This is a genomic window from Lactobacillus helsingborgensis (assembly GCF_000970855.1).
In the GTDB taxonomy this organism is placed as follows: domain Bacteria; phylum Bacillota; class Bacilli; order Lactobacillales; family Lactobacillaceae; genus Lactobacillus; species Lactobacillus helsingborgensis.
Window position 1 is genome coordinate 1112332 of the sequence record NZ_KQ034046.1, and the last position, 24163, is coordinate 1136494.

Genomic DNA, 24163 nt, shown 5'->3' on the forward strand with positions numbered 1-24163 from the left:
ATATTTATTCTCCCCTTAGTTGTTTTAATAGATTAGTGGACAGCTCCAAAGCCTCATTTGGATTGTCTTTTTTTATTGCGGATATAACTTGGTCTAAATTAAGCTCTATTTTATTGTAATCACGCTTCATATGTAAATTATCTTCGTAATTTTTTAATAGTTTACGGCAGCGACGTAAATTATCGTAGACTGCCTGCCGAGAAACATGATGGTTGGCAGCTATTTCTCCTAAAGATAAATCATTATAATAATAATCCTCAAAATAGTTTTGTTGGCTTCTGGTTAAAAGACGACCATAGTATGCGTATAGGTCACCTAAAATTTCATTTTTTTCGAGTTCGTTCATTACTCTCACCTTGAACCAGTATAGCAAAAATGTTGGTAATTGACGATCTTGAAAACCGGATTTTAAGTATGCAAAAGACACAAGTTCTTGCTTTTCACTATAAAAATTTGTATCATGGTTTTTAATGAATTTTTTGGATATTTATATAGCGATTATAAATTGAGTTATTCTTAAAATTTATCAAAAAGTTGGTACGAGAATTATTAATTTAGGTACCACTTTTTTTATTGAAATTGTTAATTTGCAAAAAATGTTAGTTTTGATCTTTTAATTTATATTAAAAAAGTTCACACCTTAGTCACTTACTGTGTGAACTTTTTGCTGGTTCGCTGATAAATTAATTTGTAAATTAAACACTAAACTTTAAGGAGCATAAACTGTGAATTTATGGGAAAAAATGAACCGTAAAGAAGATCCTGGCATTTATCAGGAAAAAGACGGTCATTTAGTTAGAACACTTAAAGTGCGTGATTTTTTGGCGCTTGGTGTAGGGACTATAGTTTCAACTTCAATTTTTACTTTACCAGGTGAAGTTGCAGCTTTACATACTGGACCCGCGGTGGCTATTTCATGTGTCATAGCATCAATTGTAGCTGGTTTAGTTGCATTTGCTTATGCAGAAATGGCTGCGGCGATGCCTTTTGCTGGTTCCGTATATTCTTGGATTAACGTGATTTTTGGAGAATTTTGGGGTTGGTTTTCCGGCTGGGCCTTATTAGCTGAATATTTAATTGGAATGGCCTTTATTAGTTCAGGTTTGTCAGCTAATCTGCGTGCATTAATTGCACCCCTTGGTTGGAAATTACCAGCTGCCTTAGCTAATCCATTAGGTGTCAATGGTGGTTTAGTTGATTTAGTGGCATTAATAGCAATTTTACTGGCCGCATTTTTAGTCAGTTTCGGGGTCTCAAAAGCCTCTCGCGTAGAAAATGTGTTAGTAGTAGTCAAAGTTTTAGCAATATTGCTTTTTGTTATTGTGGGCTTGACAGTTGTTAAAAAAGCCAACTTTATTCCTTTTATTCCTCATTACCGCGCAACTGCAAAGGGACCGTTTGGTGGCTGGCAAGGTATTTACGCTGGGGTTTCCATGATTTATATTTCATTTTTAGGATTTGATACCATAGCGTCTAACTCAGCAGAAGCTGTTAATCCTCAAAAAACACTGCCAAAAGGAATTATTGGCTCATTGTTCATTGCTGTGGCCTTATTTGTGGCAGTAAGCTTAGTTCTGGTGGGCATGGTGCCTTATCAACAATACCTAAACTCGGCTGAGCCAGTTGGTTATGCTTTGAGAAAAACCGGTTTTACTCACATTGCTACTATTGTGCAATCAATCGCAATTTTAGGTATGTTTACGGCCTTAATTGGGCTTTGTATGGCAAGCTCACGTTTAGTTTACTCACTTGGACGTGATGGCATGTTACCTAAAAAACTGGGTAAGTTAAATCGTGAACATCGCCCAGCCAATTCGTTATGGACAATCGCCATTGTTTCAATCATCATCTCGTCTTTTATACCATTTACATTCCTAACACAATTAGTTTCTGCCGGAACTTTAATTGCCTTTATGTTCGTGTCAATTGGAATTTACCGTTTAAGACCGCGAGAAGGAAAAGACATCGTTGATCCAGCATTCAAAATGCCTTGTTACCCTGTTTTACCGCTTTTAGCATTTTTAGGTTCATTAGCTGTGTTTTGGGGCCTAGATCTTCAAGCAAAGAAATATATGTTAATCTGGTCAATTATTGGCATTATTATTTATTTGGTTTATGGCATGCAGCATTCAACTATGAACAATAACATTAAGAAATAAGAAAAGCCTGGGGTCTCCCAGGCTTTTTATTTAAGTAAAAATTGTCCTATTCAAAAAACTTTTTGGGTATCTGTCGATCATAAGATAATAAATCCTTGTACCAATAAAAAGAATCCTTTTTATATCGCTGATACGTTCCCTTGCCGTAATCATCGAGATCAACGTAAACTAGGCCATAACGTTTAGACATTTGAGTAGTTGAAGCTGAAACCATATCAGTTGTCCCCCACATTAAATAACCCATTAATTCAATACCATCATTATTAACTGATTCAAGCATTTGTGCAATATGTTTTTTCAAATAATCAATGCGATACTCATCGTGAACCTTTTGTTCTTTAGTCAAAGTATCTTTAGCACCTAGTCCATTTTCAACTATAAACAAGGGCTTTTGGTATCTATCATATAAATTAATCAATGTTAATCTTAAACCGATTGGGTCAATTTGCCAGCCCCATTCACTGACAGGGAGATATTTATTAAACACTCCTGCGGTTCTGTTAGCCTTCGTGACCTTGAGTCCCTCAGTATTATAAGCAGTGCAAACGGAAGAATAGTATGAAAAGGCAACAAAATCTGCTGTACCCTTGGCAATGATCTGTAATTCCTGTTTCGTCATTTTTACATTAAGTTGCAATTTCTTTATTTTTTGCAATAAAACAGGAGGATATTGACCTCGTATCTGCACGTCGCTAAAATTCAAACTTTCCCGCATCACCGCTGTAGCCTGCAACATATTTTGGGGATCACTGTTATAAGGATAAACCATCGTACTAGTGATCATACTGCCAACCATCAGGTCAGGATAATTTTCATGAATGTAATTGGTAATCGCTGCAGAAGCAGTAATTTGATTATGCAGAGCTTGATAAATTACCTCTTGAAAATTTTTATGAGGAAACCTATCTTCAACTAATCCTCCAGAAGAATATGGGTGGCGCAAAATACTATCTATTTCGTTGATGGGTATCCAGTATTTTACCAACCCATGATAGCGATCAATGACTAATTTAGCGAATTTAACGAAATAATCAGCAACTTTTTTATCATACCAAGCATTATATTTTAATACTAATTGCAGTGGAATTTCATAATGGGACAAAGTGATTATAGGTTGAATTTTTAAAGCCTGCATCTTAGCAAATAAATGGTCGTAAAATTTTAAGCCATCTAAATTGGATTCTTTTTCGTCACCTTGAGGAAAAATTCTACTCCAGGCAATTGAAGTTCTCATAGCACTGATTCCTGTTTGTTTTAAAAGGGTGAGGTCGCTGTCATAACGATGATAAAAATCTACCCCATGTCTTTTGCCGTAAGCAGCCGTGTTTTTATCTGCCATTGCTGTTTGAATATCACTAGTCGTTATTTGGTTTACTTTTTGATAATCATTTTGGTCTTTAGCTGAATCATATTTTTCAACATCCGCAATTGAAAAACCTTTTCCACCCTCATTCCAGGCTCCTTCAACTTGATTTGCTGAAGTTGCCAAGCCCCAAATAAAATTTGGGGGAACATTATAATAATTCATATTCTCTCCTAAACTAGTAACATAACGTTGTCGTTATCCGATACATTTTTCTTTGCTGCTTCTTTATCTATTATTGGTAACACTTGCAAAAAGTCCTTAGTATTGGTTACAACCATTAAAACCGTGGGATCATAGCCCGCTTTTTTTATTTCAGCAATATTAAATCTAATTAACTCTTGTCCTTGTTTAACCTCGTCTCCCTTTTTGACAAATTGCTCAAAGCCGCGACCTTTTAATTCAACCGTATCTATGCCAATGTGAATTAGAACATCCGCGTTATTCTTTAAATGTAATCCAATCGCATGTTGACTTTCAAAAACGGCGGTAACTATTCCATCAGCAGGTGCAACAATTCGACCTTCTTCTGGTATTATGGCAATTCCTTTTCCCATTACGTTGCTTGAAAATGTCGGATCACTAACTTGTGTAATGTCTTCTAGTTTTCCTTTGACAGGTGCTTTTAAGTTAAAACTTGGATGACGTTGTGAATTAACCTTATCTTGTTTACTTTCTGCCTGCTCTGTCTGAACCGGGTCATCAAAGCCAATTAGCCAGGTAGCTATGAAAGTGACAATACTGGCAACTATCATAATAATGATTGCCTGAATGACAAAGTTTTCAGTCTTAGAAACCCACATTGGTAAACTTAAAATAGCGGGAGTAACATAAATGAATGCTTTTAACTTCAAGAAACTGGCTACTAAGCCGGCAATTGCTCCTCCAATCATTGCGCCATACATGGGCTTTTTTAGCTTAAGGTTGACACCAAATAATGCCGGTTCTGTTATACCACCTAAAAAAGCTGTCGCACTTGACGAAAGGGCAAGAGATTTTAACTTTTTATCTTTGCTTTTTAAGCCAACTGCAAGAGAAGCTGCCGCTTGTGAGATATTAGAACAAAGCGCAACGACACGAATAATCGGATCAAAACCCTGTTCAGCCACTAATTGAATACTAATAGGCGATAAAGCTTTATGAATACCAACTGAAACCAACCATGGATATGCGGCAGCTAAAATAGGAATTGCTATGAAGCCGGCATTATGGAATAACCACAATGAAATAAACGCAATACCTTGAGAAATCCAGTTTGAAAGTGGACCAATAAATAAAAATACTAAGGGAGCAGTAATTAACATCGTCAGCATTGGTTCCATGAAAACTTTAACCATCCCTGGTGTGATTTTCCTAACAAACTTATAAATGTACGACATTATCCACACAGACAGAATTGCAGTGATTAAAGTCGAAGAATATTGAATTAGTGGCACTTGCAACCCTAAAAATTTAAATGGTTTATTTGCTGTTACGATGCCCACCCAATTAGGATTGACGGTAACTAAACCGATAAAGGCACCTAGCATACTATCCGTTTTAAATATTTTTGCTGCAGAAAAGCCTACATAAGCTGGAATGAAATAATATCCCGTATCAAAAATCAAATTTAAAAGTTGGTATGTTTGACTTTTATCAGACATTACATGGGTAATTGTCAAAATCAAGAGTAAGACCTTACCCATACCAGCACCCGCTAATAAAGGTATAGCAGGGGCAATTGAACCAGTAATCGCACTGATAATTGCATCAAAGATACTTACTTTTTTCTTCTCACCACTTGAATTTTCAGCATTAGATTGAGAGTCTTCCAGCTTAATATCACTTGCAAGTTGGTCGTATACTTCTCCCACATTATTTCCTATTACAAATTGGAATTGTCCCCCTTTTTGTATTACTTGCAGGACACCGTCAATCTTTTCGGCTTGTTTGGGATCTGCTTTTTGATCATTTTTTAAAACAAACCGCAGTCTAGTTGAACAGTGGACCACAGATTGAATATTATCTGCACCTCCAATTGCAGCTAAAATTTCTTTAATCATCTCTTCGTATTTCATTCTTTTTCTCCGTTTCTGAAGTTATTTTGTTTATGTGAATGGCTAAATACATTACTTCTTCGTTGCTAAGATCATAATTGTATGTCTTAGTGATATATTCTTTGATCTTCAAAGCACATTTATATGCGGCAACATCACTATTTTTTATGACTTCAAGAATTTCACTACTCAAGTCACCAAACGATTTTTTATCCTTTTGATAGACCATATATTTCCAAAAAAATTTTAAATGTATTACGAACCGGTTATAACTTAAAGATTGATAATCAATATTTATCTTAAAGTAATAACGAACTATTTTGGTAATTTCCTTAATAAAATCAACTGATTTCTTGAAATCACTAATATCGTTACCTAACTCTCCACTAATAATATGAACGGCTATAAAACCGGCTTCATCTTCTGGAAAATTTAACTTAAACTGCTTATTTAATAACTTTAAAGCCCAAATTCCATATCTATACTCTTTCGGATAATAATTCTGAATTTCCCACAGAAAACTATTGCTTAAATAAAGTCCCTTCTTTCCCCTTTCTACGCTGGTTGCCAAGTGATCAGTCAATGTAATATAAACACTGTCTGCGAGCTCTATCCCTTCTTCCTTTTTTAACCTATCAACAATTTTTTGTGCAATTTGAAAAAAGATGGGATCTGTTTCGTGAATCGTTTGCAATAAAACTTTTCTTTGTTCGTCACTTACCGGAGAAAAAATTTTATAAACTTTGTCTTGAGGAATGGTATCTCCCACTTTTTTACCAAAAGCAATTCCTTTTCCCAAGACAACAATTTCTGCCCCATTTTTATTAGTGGTCACTACTCCGCCGTTATTCAGTATTTTTTTAATAATCATTTTCATTCCCTTTTGACAAAAAAAGACTCACTCATCCTCAGATTAAGGATAAGTGAGTCTTGCGCCACATTGTAGCTAACAAATCCACTCTTATTCACTTGCCATATTAATAATATCGCTTTCATGAATTATGTTCAAGTTTTTTTAGAGATTTTCATCCATATTAAAGGTTAATTTAGACATATTGATTGAGTCAATCATCATTTGTGCCCACAATTTTTCTGACCGTTTGCGAGTATAAGTCACTGTTTCTTGATTAGCCTTAGTCAAATATGAAGTCAATTCAGCACCAGTTTTGCCTTGAGCTTGAGCAATCACATCTTCTACACGCCTGCGATAATATTGATTAAGTTCATTTAAATAGTCAGTATCTAATTGCACAAATTGTGGGTAATGACTTTCTACTAAAACAGCCAAAGATTTATAATACCACCAAGCATCATCAAGATTATATTCCATAGAAGTATTGTTGTATGAAGGATCAGTGTCATTCATATTGGCAAAAAATGGCACAAAAGGTGTGAATGTAGGTCCGCCGATACATAACCACATGATTGCAGCCTTATCACTTTCAATATCGTTTCTTATCTGTAAAATATGTGAATTTTGCGTTCTGTTCAATCCAATGGGACGGAAACGATGTTTTTCTTCTTCTGTTCCTTTGCCAAAGGGATCATAAGGTGTGTTTTGGTAATGGCTACCAAGCACAAATTCAATGTCTTCTCTGGTAATTTTCTTAGCTGCTCGACGAATAAATGGCAAATCTCCGTCAGTAGGATCTTGCTCAATTTCAGGATTAAAATATTTTTGACCGTACCACACGCGGTTAGTATTATAAAATCGATCTTGCTGACTATAGGTACCAAAAATATGACGGAAATTCCAACCCTGATGATCAACGTTTAAATGATGTTGCGCCACAAAGTCTTGAATGCCTTCACTCCACATAAAGTTCTCTGAATCATCAAAGTCCACTTGTTCAATTGATACACGGTTAGCAGCTATGGCATAAGCATCATCTGGAATACGCTGTGCCACCCAATGATGACCGGTAACGATTTCCATGTACCAAATTTCATCCTTATCACCAAAAAGGACTGAATTACCTGCTGGTGAGCCATATTTGGCAATTAGTTTACCTAAATATTCAACACCATTTCTGGCAGAGTGAATATAAGGTAAAACAACAGACTGCATACAATCTTCGTCAAGACCATCTTTTACCAGTGGATCAAAAGCAAGCGCACGTTCATTACCGTATGTTGATTCAGTACATGACATTGCCACGTTTTCTTTATTAATACCACTTTCATCGTAATATCCACGGTTTTTGTAATCAACATTTGGTACAGCCGGAACAGCTTGAGCATTTTCAGGTAAGTCTAATTCAAACTTATTCAACCAAGACTTAATTTTACGACCAGATTCATTTTTAGCAGCAGGTCTGATAATAAACTTTTGCGGTGTAATGGGACGAAAAGTATCATCATTACGAGCAATCATGGTCGAACCATCAATCGAAGCTTTTTTGCCAACTAAAATAGTAGTACATGCACTGTATTCTTTCATTAATATCTCCCCTTGAAATTGTTTTATACTAAATTAAATCATGAAATAGACCCACTGCATAGTTTGCAGCATCAAAATCGGCTAGATCGCTAGGTTTTTCGCCTAAACCAACTAATTTAACCGGTAGTTTCATTTCGTTTCTGATCGCTAAAACCACTCCCCCTTTAGATGAGCCATCTAACTTGGTTAAGACCAATCCAGTTAGTTTCGTGGTTTTATCAAAATCCTTAGCTTGTAAAAGCGCATTTTGACCAGTTGAGCCATCCAAAACTAATAAGGTTTCTGTCGGTTCAGCAGGTGCCTGCTTCTTAATAGTGCGCTCGATTTTCTCAAGCTCACTCATTAAATTCTTTTTATTTTGCAGGCGTCCTGCAGTATCCACCAACAAATAATCATAATTTTCTTTTAGAGCTTTATCAGTTGCATCGTAAACTACTGAAGCGGGATCAGCCTGCTGCTGTCCCGTAACAACCGGCACACCAACTTTTTCGCCCCATTGTTCGAGTTGCTCAACAGCTCCTGCTCTAAAAGTATCAGCTGCTGCTAAGAGAACAGATTTGCCTTGGTCTTTAAAACGTTTCGCCAATTTACCAATCGTGGTGGTTTTGCCTGCTCCATTGACACCTACAAAAAGATAGATGTTAGGTTTGCCATCATTATGTACTTTAAGCTTTTCATTTTCAGAATTACCATTTTCGTCATAAAGATTAACTAATTTTTCTACTATGACTTTCTTCAAATCATCACGAGATTTTGCTTTTTGTAATTTTGCCTCATCTCGCAACTCATCAGTTAATTCTTCAGCTGTTTCATAACCGACATCGGATTCTATCAGTAACTCTTCCAGATCATCAAAAAAATCTTCATCAACTGTACGAAATTGAGCAAAAAACCGATTTAGTCTTGCGCCAAAGCCTTGGTTGGTTTTTTCTAAACCCTTTTCGTATAATTCAGTTTCATTTGTGGCTTCTTTTATATCTAAATCATTATCGCTCAGCGATTCACTAGATGAAGACTCACTCTCACTGTCTTCGCTTTTTGCGGTAGCAGTTGCATCCTTTTCTTCTTGTGCTGAATCATCACTTAATTTTGAATCATTTTTTGTCTCTTTGTCTAGTTGAGTTTGATCTCTATCCTGCCCTTCTTTTGAGCCCTCTTTTTCAGTCTGCTTTTTTTCTTCTGCAGTATTCTTTTCTTCATCTTCGCCAAATAAAGACTTTTTAATTTTATCAAATAATCCCAATTTTATTTCACCTCATTTTTTAATTCTTTTAAAGAAACAGACAATACTTGTGATACACCCGATTCTTGCATCACTACGCCGTATAACTGATCTGCCCTTTCCATTGTTCCCCGTCTATGTGTTATCACAATGAATTGCGTGTGCATATCATATCTTTCCAAAAATTGGGCAAAACGAGTAACGTTGGCATCATCTAGTGCTGCTTCGACTTCATCAAGTACGCAAAATGGTACTGGTTTAACTTTAAGCATAGCAAACAATAAGGTGATGGCAGTTAAAGCTCTTTCTCCACCCGAAAGCAAGCTCAATTTTTGCAGCTTCTTTCCTGGTGGTTGGGCAATAATTTCAATTCCGGTTGCAAGTAAATCTTCAGGTGCGGTTAACACCAGTTTGGCATTGCCACCACCAAATACTACCGGAAATAAATCTGAAAAACTCTCTGCCACAGCATTAAATGTTTTGCTAAAACGATTGCAAACTTCTTGATCCAACTCCGACATTGATTTTTCCAAATTATCCCGACCTTTTAACAAGTCGTTTTGTTGTCCATTGAGAAAATCATAGCGTTTCTTAACATTCTCATATTCTTCAATAGATTTCAAATTAACCGGACCAATATCTTCTAAGGACATACGATGTAATTTGACATCCCGCTCGAGTTGCGCCCTATTCTCCTTGTTATTAGTAGTTTTTGCCTGCTCAAGGGCAGCTTCATAAGTTAGGGAATAGTCCTCACTTAGTCTAGTGAGTCGCTGGTCAATTTTACTGTTAAATTGTGCAATTGCCACAGAAAATCTTTCTTGTTCAGCAGCAGCATCTTTACGTAAGTCATAGTTACGACTTGCTACCTGATCAAGCTGATTGATCTTGGCATCAAATTGACCCAATTTTGAGCTTAATGTATTCAGTTGCTTTTGTAAATCTTGCCTTTGTGTTTCACTCTTTGTTTTTTCAGTTTCATACTTGGTCTTGTTTTCATGATCAAGATTACTGTTTTGCTCAAGACTGTGTAATTTTTCTGTTAAGGCGGTAACTTGCTTTTGCTGCCGCCCTAGTTCACGTTTTTTCTCGGATTCCTGATTAGCGATGTTTTCCAGCTTATTGGCATAAACGGCGATTTGAGGGTCAAGTTGACCTAATTTATCTTGCACTTGCTCATTTAATGTGGAGAAGTTCTTGATTTTATTTTGTAGATCAGCAATCAAACCTTTTTGAGTGATTATTTCCTTTTCAAAAGTTGCTTTTTTGGCAGTAGCTGATTCTAATGCCTCTTTGGTTGAAGCAATTTCTTTATTTCTTTCTTGTTCCTGATGCTCAAATAATTTGTTTGCTTCTTTCAGTCTGTTAACTTCTTTTTCTTGATTTTGATAAGAAAGGGCGGCTTCTCCCAAGTCACGACTTAGTTGCTGTTTTTCTTCCTGTTTCTGTGCTATTTCTTTTAACAGGTTATTTTCTTGAGCGTCTATTTTGGTAAATTGTTCTTCTTCACCTGCAATTTTGCTGCGTATTTCTTTAATAGCTGCCTGCAACTTGTTAATTTCAGCAACTGTCTGCAGGGGCGAATTGCTTTTTTGATTGCGAGTACCGCCAGTCATGGATCCACCTGGTGAAATGACATCACCATCAAGTGTGACTATGCGGTAGCGGGCAACGCGCTGCCTAATTGTCATAGCACTTTCAATTGTATCAACGACTATAGTACTACCTAGCAAATAATTAATGGCAGAGTTGATATCTACTCCTGGAATACTGGCAACTAATTCACTCGCTATGCCTTGATAACCTTCATAAGCTGATATAATTTTGACAGTTGAAGGGGGTATTGTATATTCTCTAAGGCCATCTAATGGTAAAAAAGTTGCTCGTCCTGCCCCCCGTTTTTTGAGCTTATTAATTGCATCGCGGGCGTCAGTTTTTGTTTTGGTAACTAGGTCTTGCACTCCGCTACCTAATGCAGTTGCCATAGCTGCTTCAAACTTAGCCGGAAAAGAAATTAATTCACCTACGGCACCAATTACCCCGGGATAATCTGCCAAATTATTGAGAACGTTCTTAACACCATAATAGTAGCCTTCATGACGTTTGCGAATATTTTCTAAAGCATCATTACGCGCTTTTAACTGGTTGTATTGCTGCTTGTGACTTTCTAAAGCTTGTTTAACAGCAAACAGTCTTTTTTGCTTTTCTGTTTGTTTTTTAGTGAGATCTTCTAATTCTGTTTTTTCAGACTGATATTTTTCCTTCAGTCTCTTGCCTTCATCTCTTAAACGTTTTAGTTCATCAGTCTCATTTGCAAGTTGTTGGGCGACATCTGTAGTTTGATACTGGCTACCATCCAATATTTTCTTCAACTCAGACTTAAGATAAACTATTTCATTGTTATTTGAAGTTTGATCTTGCAACAGTTGAATGTAATCAGTTCTCATTTTTTCAAGACGGGCATTTAATTCATCTGGATTATCTTTTAGCTGGTGCGCAAGTTCAGCTCGCTTTTCTTGCAAACTTTTTTGTCTTTCAAGCAAATCGTCTTCTTGTTCTCTTAAAGATGAGCAATCTGTTTTTAAAGTGGTAATTTGTTTTTTTAATTCTTCTAGTTCAGACTGATACTCTTTTTTGGTTGCTTCACTGTATTGCTTGCTCTGCTCAACAACTTGCAGATTAGTATTGATATCAGAAAGTTTCTTTGTCAAAGCCAGCAAATTTTGTTGAATTTGCTCTCGTTGAGTATTTAATTTTTTATACTCTTCCCTTTTAGAGGCAACAGCATTTTGAGACTCTTTTACTTCACGGTCAAGTTTTGACAAAAGAACTTGGTTTTGATCAGCCTTTTCCTGTTCTGCATGTTTTTGCTTATCTAGGTCCTGTATCTCAAAAGCTAGCAAAGCTTTTAGTTTCTCATCTAAACCTTTTTTCTGAAATTGGTATTCCTTAGCTAAAGAACTTTGTTCATGAAGTGGTTCAATTCGTTGCGCCAATTCCTTAACTAAATCGTTTATCCTAATTAAATTTTCAGTCGTTTGCTTAAGTTGAACTGCTGCTTCTTCTTTTTGTTTTTTAAAATGCAAAACTCCTGCTGCTTCTTCAAATAATGACCGGCGCTCTTCCGGTCTGGAATTGAGGATTTGGTCCACTCGACCTTGAGATATAATAGCAAGACTGTCTTGAGAAATACCAGAATCTAAAAACAACGCGCGAACATCTTTTTGTCTGACGTTTCTCTTGTTGATTAAGTATTCGTTATCTCCCGAGCGCAAAATTCGGCGGGTCACGACTACTTTATCATCTTTAAAGTTCAGCTCACGCTTTTTATTGTCAAAAATTAGGGAAACTTCTGCATGATTAGCGGGTTTACGAAATTCACTGCCGGCAAATATCACGTCTTTCATATTTGAACCCCGTAATGATTTAGCGCTGGATTCACCCATAACCCAGCGAATTGCCTCAGTGATATTACTTTTGCCACTACCGTTAGGACCAACTATACCAGTAATACCGGTATCAAATTGTATCTTTGTTTTTTCTGCAAAAGATTTGAACCCGTCAATTATCAACTCTGTAAGTGGCACACACTCATCTCCTTAATTGAGTTTAGACAAGGCAACCTTGGCAGCTTCCTGTTCGGCAGCCTTCTTATTATGCCCTTGTCCTTGAGACATTATCTTACCATTAACTACTAATTGAACCGTAAAGTTTGACGGCATTTGTTCTTCTTTTAAAACCTCATACTCAATTTTAACAGGACCATCTTGTTGTAAGAACTCCTGCAAATCGGTCTTGTAATCGCGTGAAGCATCAAATTTGCCCGCATCAATTAACGGATAGACAGTCAAATTCAAAAAATGTTCGACAGCTTCCATGCCTTGATCAAGAAAAAGCGCACCATTAAATGCTTCAAAAACATCTTCTAAAAGCGTCTTACGTGAGCGCGCACCTGCTTTTTCCTCACCATGACCCAGATTAATTTCCGCTGGAAAACCAAATTTTTGGGCAAACTCTGCAAAGCCTTCTGTATCTACAATATTAGAACGCATTCTGGTTAACTCACCTTCATTTAAACTAGTGAAGTTGCGGTAAAGGTAATCAGAAATTGCTAACTCAAGAACAGCGTCTCCCAAAAACTCTAGTTTTTCGTAATCACGAATTCCCTCTTCTGGATGTTCGTTAGCATAAGACGAATGGGTAAACGCTTCCTCTAATAACTTTGGATTATTAAATTTAATTTTATATTTTGCATATAGACGATTAATAAATTTAGTACTAACCATTTTGTCATCCCCTTAATACAATGATTATACCAGTTTTTACTAGTAAAAAAGAAAACTATTGTCTCTAATGACAATAGTTTTCTCAACATTAGTTTCTAAGCTTTAGTTTATTTCGCGTAGGCAACTTTATACCATAATGGGTGGCCATTGTTCATTTCACTGGGACGTAAAGAATAGCCGGTTAAATCCTTATTAATGGCATCGATTTGGTAAGAATTGTATGTTGGAATAACATAAGCTTCATCAATCATGTACTTTTGCCATTCATGGAATTTTGCAGCTCTGTAATCATGATTAAATGATTTTTGTGAATCCATTTCTTTAATTAATTTGGTATTTTCTGGAGTAACAAAACGAGAATAATTTGACATAGTTCCTGCACTGTACATTTGCGCTTGCGAAGGTTCACTTGAAAGCGACCAACCTGCCATAAAAACATCTATACCTGGTGCATCATGCTGAACTTTATCATAAAATGAATTAAATTCTGTCAAACGACCGCCAACAAGTTTTACGTTTAACCCAATTTTTTCCCATTGTTGGATATAATTTTGCATAATAGGTTGCTGAATCGAATCCCCCGATTTTGCTAAAAGATTGATTTGAAGGGGCTTACCATTTGGTTTTGTTCTCCATTTACCGTTCTTCTTATAGCCTGCCTTATCTAATATTTGATTGGCCTTTTTAAGGTTATATGAATAGCCAGCTACATCTTTATTAAAATAATCACCAAATTCAGCTGGAACTAAAGTCGGTACTTGAAAACTCAAGCCATCAGTATAATGCTTATATACAGCGTCTGTATTCATAGAATAGGCCATTGCTTGCCGCAGCGCCTTATCGCCCATTTTGGCATTAGGATTCATAACATTTTTTGATTTCTTGGCATCCCATTTTCCCACCTTAAATGCCATATAATTATAGGCTAAAGGAATTTCTGCCACAAAATTAACCCCACTTGTGTCCTTGACTTCTTTCCACTGACTATTTACAACTCTTGCAATATCAAATTTATGATTCTTGATTGATTGAGATGCTGAATTAGGTGAAACCACTTGATAAATAATTTTATCTAATTTGGGTTGACCGCGCCAATAATATTTATTTGGTATCCACGTCACGGATTGGCCCTGAACAATCTTTTGCACCTTAAAAGGACCAAAATATAAAGGCTTTTTCCTAATTTGATTAGATGATTCAAGTTTAGCAAAAGGGATATTTTTTAAATAGTGGTATGGGGCAGCAGCTTCCCAAATATAACCGTTACCGCTATAATACATTCCCGGCTTCAATTCTTTACAATGCAAAACTACTTTTCGACCCTCAGGTCCATTCGGCATTTCTATACCAGAAATAGCATCAGCTTTCCCCTCATGATATTCTTTCATACCATTAATAATATTAAATTGAGATGAATATCTTTGTGATTTTGTAGCTTTATTAGCAATAATTTCATAAGCAAACTCAATATCTTTGGCAGATACCTGTTTACCATCTGACCATTTTACCCCGTTTTTGATAACGATAGTCACGGTTTTTGCTTTACGATCCAATCTCAACGTCGCAGGACCTTCATCATTAATCTTATAATGATCATCGGTATCAAATAATGATTCTTGACCAGGACTTGAAACATCTGCATCAGTCTGACTCATTTGTAATTCTTCATTAAATATACCGGTAAAAGGCGTATCTGTTTCTTCAGCAACCCTAATAGTGCCACCTTTTTTTGCAGTTTTAACAGGCGTTTGTACCGCAAATTTTTTAGTCGAATTCTTATTTTCGGTTTTACTGCCTTCATTTTTTCCACAGGCAGCTAAAGTCAAAACTGCTGCTGTTATAACACCCATAGAAGCCAAAGCTTTTCTTGTTTTCATAATACGAATCTCCTTAATTGATAAAGTTAAAGGTATTTTGGAAGCAAGTTAACAGATATAAATATTAGCATTTAGCATGAAATTTGCAATACTATGTTAAGCTAAAGCATAAACAAATTAAAATTTTTAGTTTTAATTTTGCGTAATATGATATCTTGATTAATTGTTCAATAATTAAATTTTTAGAGAACAAAAAAACAGATAAAATGCTTTAATGCGAATTTTATCTGTTTTTATTGTATATAAACTATATTTTTAATTAAATAATACTATTTTACATAACCCAACTTAAAGTAAACGGTGTTGCTGTCAGAAGGCTTTAATGAATAATTTGTCAGCTTCTTGTTAACAGCAGTCACTGAGTATGAATTCGTAGTTGGAATGACAAATGCTTGATCAAACATATACTTCTGCCACTCGTGGAACTTTTGCACACGATATTTATGGTCAAAAGCTTTTTGTGAATCCATTTCCTCAAGTAGTTTCGTATTTTCAGGTGTCGCAAATCTCTCATAATTAAATGGTGAACCTTCGCTATAAAGTCCTTGAGGTGATGGCTCGGAAGAAAGGTTCCAGCCAGCTTCAAACATATCAACTGCTGGATCATCGTTATGAACTTTATCGTAGAATGAGTTACCCTCAGTTAATCTTCCTCCGACTAAACTAACATTTAAACCAATTTTATGCCATTGTTGTAGATAGTTTTGAATAATTGGCTCTTGGGTGGCACCACCACTCATAGCCAAAAACTTGATTTTAAGAGGTTTGCCGTTTGGTTGAACACGCCATTTGCCCTTCTTTTTGTATCCAGCTTTATCTAGGATTTGGTTGGCCTTTTTTAAATTATAAGTGTAACCTTTAATGTCCTTATTAAAGTAATCACCAAATTGTGCCGGAATAAGAGTTGGCACATGGAATGATATACCGTGAGTATAGTGCTTAGTTACTTCATCAACATTCATAGCATAAGCAATGGCTTGACGTAAAGCCTTATTATTCATCTTTGATTTATGGTTCATCACTACTTTATTGGTCTTCGAGTCAAATTTACCCAATTTGAAACCAACATACCAATATCCTAACCCAATTCTGGCTACAAAGTTAACGCCTTTGGTATTTTTAACCTGTGTCCATTGGGAACTTACAACACTCGAAATATCAAATTTGTGACTTTTAATCGCTTGCGAACTTGAATTAGAAGATACTACCTGAAATACTATCTTATCTAGTTTTGGTTTACCACGCCAATAATATTTATTTGGTGTCCAGGTTGCCGCTTGACCACGAACAAGTTTAGTTAACTTATAAGGTCCAAAGTACAAAGGCTTCTTTCTAACTTTATCAGACTCCATTAACTTGTTAAAAGGCACATCTTTCAGGTAATGATACGGCTCTGCACTTTCCCAGAAGTAGTCATTACCGCTATTTGTCATACCAGGTTTTAATTGAGTAAAGTGCAAGATTACTTTTCTACCATTTTCACCATCAGGCATTTCAATTCCTGAAATGGTCTTTGCTTTACCTTCATGGTAGTCTTTCATTCCCTTAATATTCTCAAGCTGGCTTGAATATCTTTGCGACTTAGTTCCCTTATTAGCTAAAATCTCGTATGGGTATTCAACATCTTTAGCTGTCACTTGCTTCCCATCAGACCACTTGACGCCTTTTTTAACGACAATAGTCACAGTTTTGTTTTTACGGTCAAGCTTAATCGTGGCAGGACCTTTATCATTGAAACGAAATTGATCGTCTGTATCAAACAGAGATTCATTTCCTGGTCCTGAAACTTCGTAGTCTGTTGAAACCGTATATAATTCATTTGAAAAAATCCCAGTAAATGGGGAATTACTTAGTAAAGCAATTTTGACTGTTCCACCTTGTTTAGCTTCCTTCTTTGGCACGGCTTCAGGGAACTTGCTAGCTGTCTTAGCTCCTTCATTACTGTTATTGTTATTATTACTCTTACCACAGGCTACTAGAGTTAAAGCTGCAGCAGATAATAACCCTATAGAACCTAGAAACTTTCCTTTTTTCATAAATTCTCTTCACTTTCTTAAATTATTATTTCTGAACTGGAACAAGTTAATAATTTTATAATAACACGTTAAATTAAATTTGCAAGTTGAATATTAATCTTGTTTTAATTAGTTTTATATTTGTGTATATCAAAAATAATTTAATGACTTTTTATTATAACTACTTTTGTCAACACAACAACATTTCAAATTACTAGGCATAACCAACTTGATACCAGAGACTGTTACTTTGCGATGGTCTCTTAGAATAACCGGTTAATGCACTATTAACAGAGGTAATTTCATAGGAATTGCTCAAAGGTATGACATAGGCTTCATCAAACATGTACTGTTGCCATTTGTGAAATTGCTCCACACGATATTTATGATTAAAAGACTTTTGAGAATCTAATGAATTCATCAGTTTAGTATTTTCTGGTGTAGCAAAGCGACTATAGTTGGATGGTGCACCAACATCATATAATGCAGCAGGTGAAGGCTCGCTTGATAAGTTCCAGCCAGCAATAAACATATCGACTTCAGGAGCATCATGTTGAACTTTGTCATAAAAAGCATTAAATTCTGTCATCCTATTGCCAACTAATTCAACATCTAAGCCAATTTTATGCCACTGTTGAATATAGTTTTGAACAATTGGCTCATCCATAGGAGTACGGCTTTTTGCCAAAAGGTTGATTTTAAGTGGTTTACCATTTGGTTGAACACGCCATTTACCTTTTTTCTTGTAACCGGCTTTATCCAAAATTTGACTAGCTTTTTTTAGATCATAATTATAACCCTTAATATCTTTATTATAGTAATCACCAAATTGTGCGGGAATTAATGTAGGAACGTGGAAAGTTAATCCATTGGTATAATGCTTTGAAACTTGTTTAACATTCATTGCATAGCCAATTGCTTGTCTTAGAGACTTGTTTGCCATCTTAGAATTCTTGTTCATGACATTTTTATTTGTTTTAGCATCCCATTTACCTACTTTTATACCTAAATAATCATATGCTAACGGAATCTTAGCTACAAAATTGACTTTTTTAGTATTTTTAATATCCTTCCAGTAAATATTAATGACATCTATCACATCGAATTTGTGGCTCTTTATCGCCTGTGTGGCTGACTTAGTAGATACAACCTGACAGACAATCTTATCTAATTTAGGTTTTCCTCTCCAATAATATTTATTGGGAGTCCAAGTTGCTGATTGTCCTCGCACCAATTTGGATAATTTGTAAGAACCAAAATAAAGCGGCTTTTTTCTAATTTTGTCAGATGATTGCAATTTACTGAACGGAACATCTTTCAAATAATGATAGGGAGCAGCTGCCTCCCAAAAGTAGCCATTACCACTGTTAGTCATACCCGGCTTAAGTTCCGAATAATGCAAAACCATCTTTCTACCAGATTCACCATCCGGCATTTCTATTCCAGAAATTGTTTTGGCTTTCCCTTCATGAAAAGCTTTCATCCCTTTGATAAATTCAAATTGACTAGTATATCTTTCTGTCTTAGTCGCTTTTGATGCCATAATTTCATAGGAGTATTCCATATCTTTGGCAGTGACTTGCTTACCATCAGACCACTTTACGCCCTTTTTGACTGTAATCCTAACCGTTTTATCTTTTTGATTAATTCTTAAAGTAGCTGGACCTTAGTCGTTAATTCTATAATTATCATCTGTGTCAAAAAGAGATTCATCTGCTGGCCGAGCAACATTAGCGTCAATTTGCGTCATGGAAATTTCATCACTAAAAATCCCAGTAAAAGGTGAATCGGTTTCAATCGCAATTTTTACAGTTCCACCCTGCTTTACTGCTTTTTTCGGCACTGTTTGAGAAAACTTGTTGGCAGTCTTTGCATCATTACTATTACTTTTGTTATTATCTTTACCACATGCTACTAAAGTCAATGCTGCAGCACTGATTAATCCTACAGAACCAAATATTCTTGATTTTTTCATTTTCATAACTCCTTTTATTTATTTATGAAGTTGTAAAACAAACTTATTATTAAATTTATTAAATAATAGCACATAATATTAAAATTTCAATATAATACTTTTATTTATATAATTATTTATTATTTTTAAGCTAATGTTTAAGCGAAAAATGACAAAAATATGGATAATCTTAATTAATACTGCGGATTAAATAATTAGTTTTCATATTCTTAAGATATAGCAAAGTTACTAAGTAGTGATAATTCTTCTCTTTATATATTTTACTAAAAATATAAAACCTGATATTGCTTTTGCAACATCAGGTTTTTGTATTAATTATTAATCATCAATTGGTGTAATTTCCGGTCTCGGTTGAGTTTCACGTTTTTTCTTAGGAAACCGGTTTTTATTCGAGGTGGTTGTATTAAAAGCTGACCGTATGATACAAAATAAATTACATCTGTAACTAAAAGTTTTTTAATTTACTAATTTACTTTTTATCTAACATAAAAAAGCATTTTTTAACCAAAAATGCTTTTTAAGAATGAATATCTCTTAATTTTCTCTTTGTCTTGCGTCACCTGCTCTTTGCAGTGCCCGACCAACATAATTTATACTTAGCGAGATTGCCAGCAACAGAACCGTAGCAGGAACCCATAGCCACGGCCGACTAACAACGTTAGTCGGATCATTGGCAAAACCGATCAATGTACCAAGAGACGGAACAGTAGAAGGAAGTCCGTAATTAATAAATGATAGGGTGGTTTCAATACCAATATTTCCAGCAATTGTTAAAACGACATCAATAATTAACATCGAACCAATATTGGGTAAAACTTCCCGAAACATAATCTTGATATCAGATGATCCAGAAGTTTTGGAAGCTAAAACATAGTCCCTTTCTCTTTGAGAAAGGACAAAGGCCCTAAAATATCTAGCGGTTCCAGTCCAACCAAAAATTGAAATTATCCAAACCAAAGTTACAGAGCTATAGTGAGGAATAACTGTAACCAGTACAATTTCAATAGGCATAGCTGGTAAAACTTGAACAAAATCTACAATTCTCATTATGACAGCATCAATATAACCACCATAATAGCCAGAAACTAGACCTACAATCAGACCCACAGTTTCACAAACGAGGGTCACTCCCAATCCAATTAAAATTGAGTTACGACCACCCATAATTAGAAGTTGTAATATGTCACGGCCCCCATCATCAGTGCCGAGAAAGTGCCCGCTAGTACCCCAGCTGATATAAGCATCAAGGATTTTCGTTTCAGTTACTTGATCAGAGTGCAAAAATAGTGAACCACCAAACGTAAATAGAAATATTATGACAATCACTATAAATGCAGTTAGAGCTACTTTGTCTTTAACAACTTCTCTTGCAATTACTTTAAAACTTGAAGCAGGAGAAGAAACTTGCTGTTTTTCTTCTTTAGCAGAAGCGTCTTTTTCTTTCTTAAACATTGTTTCTTCCTCCCTTATTTTATCCTAATCCTTGGATCAACTATACTCATGATAATATCAGAAAGTAGGTTGCCCAGAAGTGTTAATATACCAAAAATCAAAATTAAAGCTGTAAGTGTAGTGTAATCACGTTGGTCTATTGAATCCAAGAAAAGTTTACCCATACCAGGATAACTAAACACTGTTTCAATAATCATGGACCCACCTAGTAAACCAGTGATCACAGTCCCAAATGAAGAAGCTATAGGTAAAAGTGAATTGCGCAGAATATGTTTATTAAATACGACATTTTCTGGAACACCCTTACTATGCGCCGTACGGACATAATCTTCAACCTTATTATCAACAATCCCTGTTCTCAAGTACTGGACAATACCAGTAGTTGTTATCAAGGCACTCAAGATAGCAGGTAAAATCATATGATAAAGTTGACTGCCTAGTGTCCCCCAAAAACCAGAAGCATTAGGAGAAACAGACCCTGAAATGGGGAACCAGCCTAAAGTAAAACCAAACAGCCAAATTCCTAAAATGTAGAAAACAAAGCCTGGAATAGCAAATGTCACATAATTAAATATTTGTACTGCCTGATCCTGCCATTCATCTTGATGACGTCCAGCAATGACACCCAGAGGAATAGAAATAGAATAACTAATAATTGTTGTTAATAAAGATAGCCAAAAAGTATTAACTGCCCGATCTGCAATTAACGATGTTACTGGTACATGCTGAATATAGCTGGTCCCCAAGTCGCCTCTAAATAAATTGCTTACCCAGCGACCATATTGTATAGGTGCTGGATCATATAACCCAGCTGCCTTCTTCAAAGCTTCTATTTGCTTAGGGTCAGTATTTGGATTTATTTGACCACTAAATGGATCACCTGGCATCATTTTTGCCAAGAAGAAGACCAAAATACTTAAAATGATTATTTGCGGAATCATAACTAAAATTCTTCTTAAAACTGTTTTCCACATAATTAGTCTTCCCCCTTTTCATTCATTTGTTCTTGTTCGACTTCTTCTTTTGGAAGAGCTACCCAATGCCTACCAGATACTTGTTGCAAAGGATATACCCGACCATCTTTGTCGTACCATTTGCTTTGGTCATTTTGAAATTCTTGTTCAACTTTTTCACGATGCTTTTTATGTTCTTCACGATGTTCAACATCAACTTGAGGAATAGCTGAAAGCAATCTTTTAGTATATATATGAACAGGATGATTATAGATGTCTTCACGAGATCCTATTTCGACTAAACGACCTCTATGCATGATAGCCAAGTTCTCAGACATGTGCTTTACAACACCCAAGTCATGGGAAATAAAAAGATAAGCTATATTATATTGTTGTTGAATATGTTTCATGAAATTTAACACCTGTGCTTGAACTGATAGGTCCAAAGCACTAGTAGGTTCATCGGCAACGACTAAGCGAGGGTTGGTGGCAACAGCACGAGCTACACCAATTCTTTGTCTTTGTCCCCCAGAAAATTCGTGCGGATATTTATAAATTGAATCACTTGGCATCCCAACGATATCCAATAATTCTTGTACCCGATCCCTTTCTTGATCTGTCGTTAGATTTTCAAAATTACGGATTGGTTCAGCGATAATATCTTCAATGCGTTTTCTCGGATTAAGACTTGACAAAGAATCTTGAAAAATCATCTGCACATCTTTGTTATAGTTTAATTTGCGCCGATTTCTTGATTTAGTAATGTCAACGCCCTTATAAAAAATGTGCCCACCAGTAACTTTTTCAACACCGACTATTGCTTTACCAGTCGTGGACTTTCCTGAACCGGATTCTCCAATCAGACCATATGTTTCACCTTCGTTGATGGTAATACTGACATCATCAACTGCGCGCACATAATCAGTAATTCTGTTCCAAAAGCCTGATCTGATAGGATAATGAACCTTTAAGTTTTTTACCTGAATAATCTCTTTAGCCATATTTATTCCCCACTTACTTCATCTTGAAAGTGGAATGTCTTCCAACAAGTACATCTTACCCAGTGACCAGGTTCAACTTCGTGCATTACCGGATTCTTTTCATGAGCACTAGCTGGAATCCATGGGATTCTAGCTGCAAACCTGTCTCCTTCTCTAGGCATATTTTGCAATGATGGAACTGTTCCCTGAATAACGTGCAAATCTTCTTCTTCATCCTCAGACTGAGGCATGGAATTAAGAAGAGAGCGTGTATATGGATGCAGAGGATGTTCAAAAATTGTCTTAACATCAGCTTTTTCAACAATTTGTCCACCATACATAACAGCAACTTGATCAGCTGTTTCAGCCACTACTCCTAAATCGTGGGTAATTAAAATAATACCAGATTGAGATTCTTTTTGAATATCTTCAAGTAAATCAAGAATTTGAGCTTGAATAGTAACATCTAAGGCAGTGGTCGGCTCGTCCGCAATAATGATCTCCGGTTTACATGCAACTGCCATAGCGATCACAACACGCTGTCTTAATCCCCCAGAAAGTTCAAAGGGATACATTGCATAAGTTTCTTGCGGCTTGGGCATTCCAACTTGATTGAAAAGTTCGATTACACGATCATGCCGTTCCCTTTCCTTCATATTAGTATGATAATATAGAGTTTCTGCGACCTGATCACCGACACGCATCAACGGGTTCAAACTAGCTAAAGGATCCTGAAAAATCATGCCAATCTTATTACCACGTATTTTATCAAAGAGTGATTCATTTAAGCCTACTAAATTCAATTCATTATAAAGAATATCACCAGTGACTTTCGTGTTTTTGTGGTCATACAAGCCAATAATACTAGATGCAATTGTACTCTTACCACATCCAGATTCGCCTACAATAGATAGAATTTCATTTCGCTTCAATGTTAAATTGATATCATCCGCAGCATCATAAAACTTTCCATTTAAACGATATGCAGTATGCAAATGCTGGATATCCAGTAAGAGATCACTTTGTTTTTCCAAAGGTCATTTCCCCTCCCAAATTTTCAAACAATTTATTAAAGATATTTAATAAATTTATTTAATTTCTAATTATAACCATGAAACTTGTCGTATGCAAATTTATAATTAAATTTTTTGTTTATTTTTTATGTGCAACAATGTAATTAACAGCATCTCCAACTGTTTTTATTTTTTCTGCATCTTCATCAGAAATCTCGGCGCCGAATTCATCTTCTAATTGCAGAATGAATTCTACCAAGTCAATGGAATCAGCGTCCAAATCACTTGTAAAGTTTGTATCCTTGGTAATTTTATCCTTATCTACTTCAAAGTTATCTGCCAACATATCACGTATTTTTGTAAAAATCTCTTCTTCAGTCATTTTAGTACTC

16 protein-coding genes and 1 pseudogene are annotated in these 24163 nt (G+C 35.7%); 1 reads left to right on the plus strand and 16 read right to left on the minus strand.

The features are described 5' to 3' along the window. Positions 1 to 4 precede the first annotated feature (4 nt). Positions 5 to 346 (minus strand): YlxM family DNA-binding protein, encoded by a 342-nt coding sequence (ylxM, locus tag JF73_RS05175; protein ID WP_046327246.1) that lies wholly within the window; start codon positions 344 to 346, stop codon positions 5 to 7. Positions 347 to 725: 379 nt separating this feature from the next. On the opposite strand from ylxM, the gene JF73_RS05180 reads away from it, so the two are divergent. After that, complete coding sequence (locus tag JF73_RS05180) at positions 726 to 2159, plus strand: APC family permease (RefSeq protein ID WP_046327247.1); 1434 nt, start codon at positions 726 to 728, stop codon at positions 2157 to 2159. A 46-nt stretch (positions 2160 to 2205) separates the two neighbouring features. Here JF73_RS05180 and JF73_RS05185 read toward each other — a convergent pair whose 3' ends face one another. The 15 genes and pseudogenes from JF73_RS05185 to acpP form a co-directional block, all read right to left on the minus strand. Next, entirely contained in the window at positions 2206 to 3687 is a 1482-nt protein-coding gene (locus tag JF73_RS05185; protein ID WP_046327248.1) for a glycoside hydrolase family 1 protein, read from the minus strand. A gap of 8 nt (positions 3688 to 3695) precedes the next feature. Next, complete coding sequence (locus JF73_RS05190; RefSeq protein ID WP_046327249.1) at positions 3696 to 5579, minus strand: beta-glucoside-specific PTS transporter subunit IIABC; 1884 nt, start codon at positions 5577 to 5579, stop codon at positions 3696 to 3698. Then, the gene (locus JF73_RS05195) at positions 5557 to 6429 is read right to left on the minus strand and encodes a PRD domain-containing protein (RefSeq protein WP_046327250.1); all 873 of its coding nucleotides are present in this window, start codon (positions 6427 to 6429) and stop codon (positions 5557 to 5559) included. The genes JF73_RS05190 and JF73_RS05195 overlap by 23 nt, the downstream gene beginning before the upstream one ends. Before the next feature lie 144 nt (positions 6430 to 6573). After that, positions 6574 to 7998 (minus strand): C69 family dipeptidase, encoded by a 1425-nt coding sequence (locus JF73_RS05200; protein WP_046327251.1) that lies wholly within the window; start codon positions 7996 to 7998, stop codon positions 6574 to 6576. 28 nt (positions 7999 to 8026) lie between these two features. Continuing rightward, a complete protein-coding gene (ftsY, locus tag JF73_RS05205) occupies positions 8027 to 9241 on the minus strand; it encodes a signal recognition particle-docking protein FtsY (protein WP_084608692.1) in 1215 nt (404 codons plus the stop codon). 2 nt (positions 9242 to 9243) lie between these two features. After that, on the minus strand, positions 9244 to 12807 hold the full coding sequence (gene smc / locus JF73_RS05210) for a chromosome segregation protein SMC (RefSeq protein ID WP_046327252.1): 3564 nt from the start codon (positions 12805 to 12807) through the stop codon (positions 9244 to 9246). A 12-nt stretch (positions 12808 to 12819) separates the two neighbouring features. Further along, the gene (gene rnc / locus JF73_RS05215) at positions 12820 to 13506 is read right to left on the minus strand and encodes a ribonuclease III (RefSeq protein ID WP_046327253.1); all 687 of its coding nucleotides are present in this window, start codon (positions 13504 to 13506) and stop codon (positions 12820 to 12822) included. Between the two features lie 107 nt (positions 13507 to 13613). Then, complete coding sequence (locus tag JF73_RS05220; RefSeq protein ID WP_046327254.1) at positions 13614 to 15383, minus strand: oligopeptide ABC transporter substrate-binding protein; 1770 nt, start codon at positions 15381 to 15383, stop codon at positions 13614 to 13616. Between the two features lie 269 nt (positions 15384 to 15652). Then, positions 15653 to 17419: an oligopeptide ABC transporter substrate-binding protein gene (locus JF73_RS05225; RefSeq protein WP_046327255.1), complete on the minus strand. Its 1767-nt coding sequence runs from the start codon at positions 17417 to 17419 to the stop codon at positions 15653 to 15655. 193 nt (positions 17420 to 17612) lie between these two features. Then, positions 17613 to 19373 (minus strand): annotated as a pseudogene (locus JF73_RS05230) (oligopeptide ABC transporter substrate-binding protein). A gap of 534 nt (positions 19374 to 19907) precedes the next feature. Further along, a complete protein-coding gene (locus JF73_RS05235; protein ID WP_046327256.1) occupies positions 19908 to 20825 on the minus strand; it encodes an ABC transporter permease in 918 nt (305 codons plus the stop codon). 14 nt (positions 20826 to 20839) lie between these two features. After that, positions 20840 to 21799: an oligopeptide ABC transporter permease gene (opp4B, locus tag JF73_RS05240; protein WP_046327257.1), complete on the minus strand. Its 960-nt coding sequence runs from the start codon at positions 21797 to 21799 to the stop codon at positions 20840 to 20842. 2 nt (positions 21800 to 21801) lie between these two features. Then, the gene (locus tag JF73_RS05245) at positions 21802 to 22779 is read right to left on the minus strand and encodes an ATP-binding cassette domain-containing protein (RefSeq protein WP_046327258.1); all 978 of its coding nucleotides are present in this window, start codon (positions 22777 to 22779) and stop codon (positions 21802 to 21804) included. 2 nt (positions 22780 to 22781) lie between these two features. After that, positions 22782 to 23792, minus strand: coding sequence for an ABC transporter ATP-binding protein (locus JF73_RS05250; RefSeq protein ID WP_038523088.1), 1011 nt, complete (start codon positions 23790 to 23792; stop codon positions 22782 to 22784). A gap of 118 nt (positions 23793 to 23910) precedes the next feature. Continuing rightward, the gene (acpP, locus tag JF73_RS05255) at positions 23911 to 24153 is read right to left on the minus strand and encodes an acyl carrier protein (protein ID WP_038523089.1); all 243 of its coding nucleotides are present in this window, start codon (positions 24151 to 24153) and stop codon (positions 23911 to 23913) included. Between the last annotated feature and the right edge of the window lie 10 nt (positions 24154 to 24163).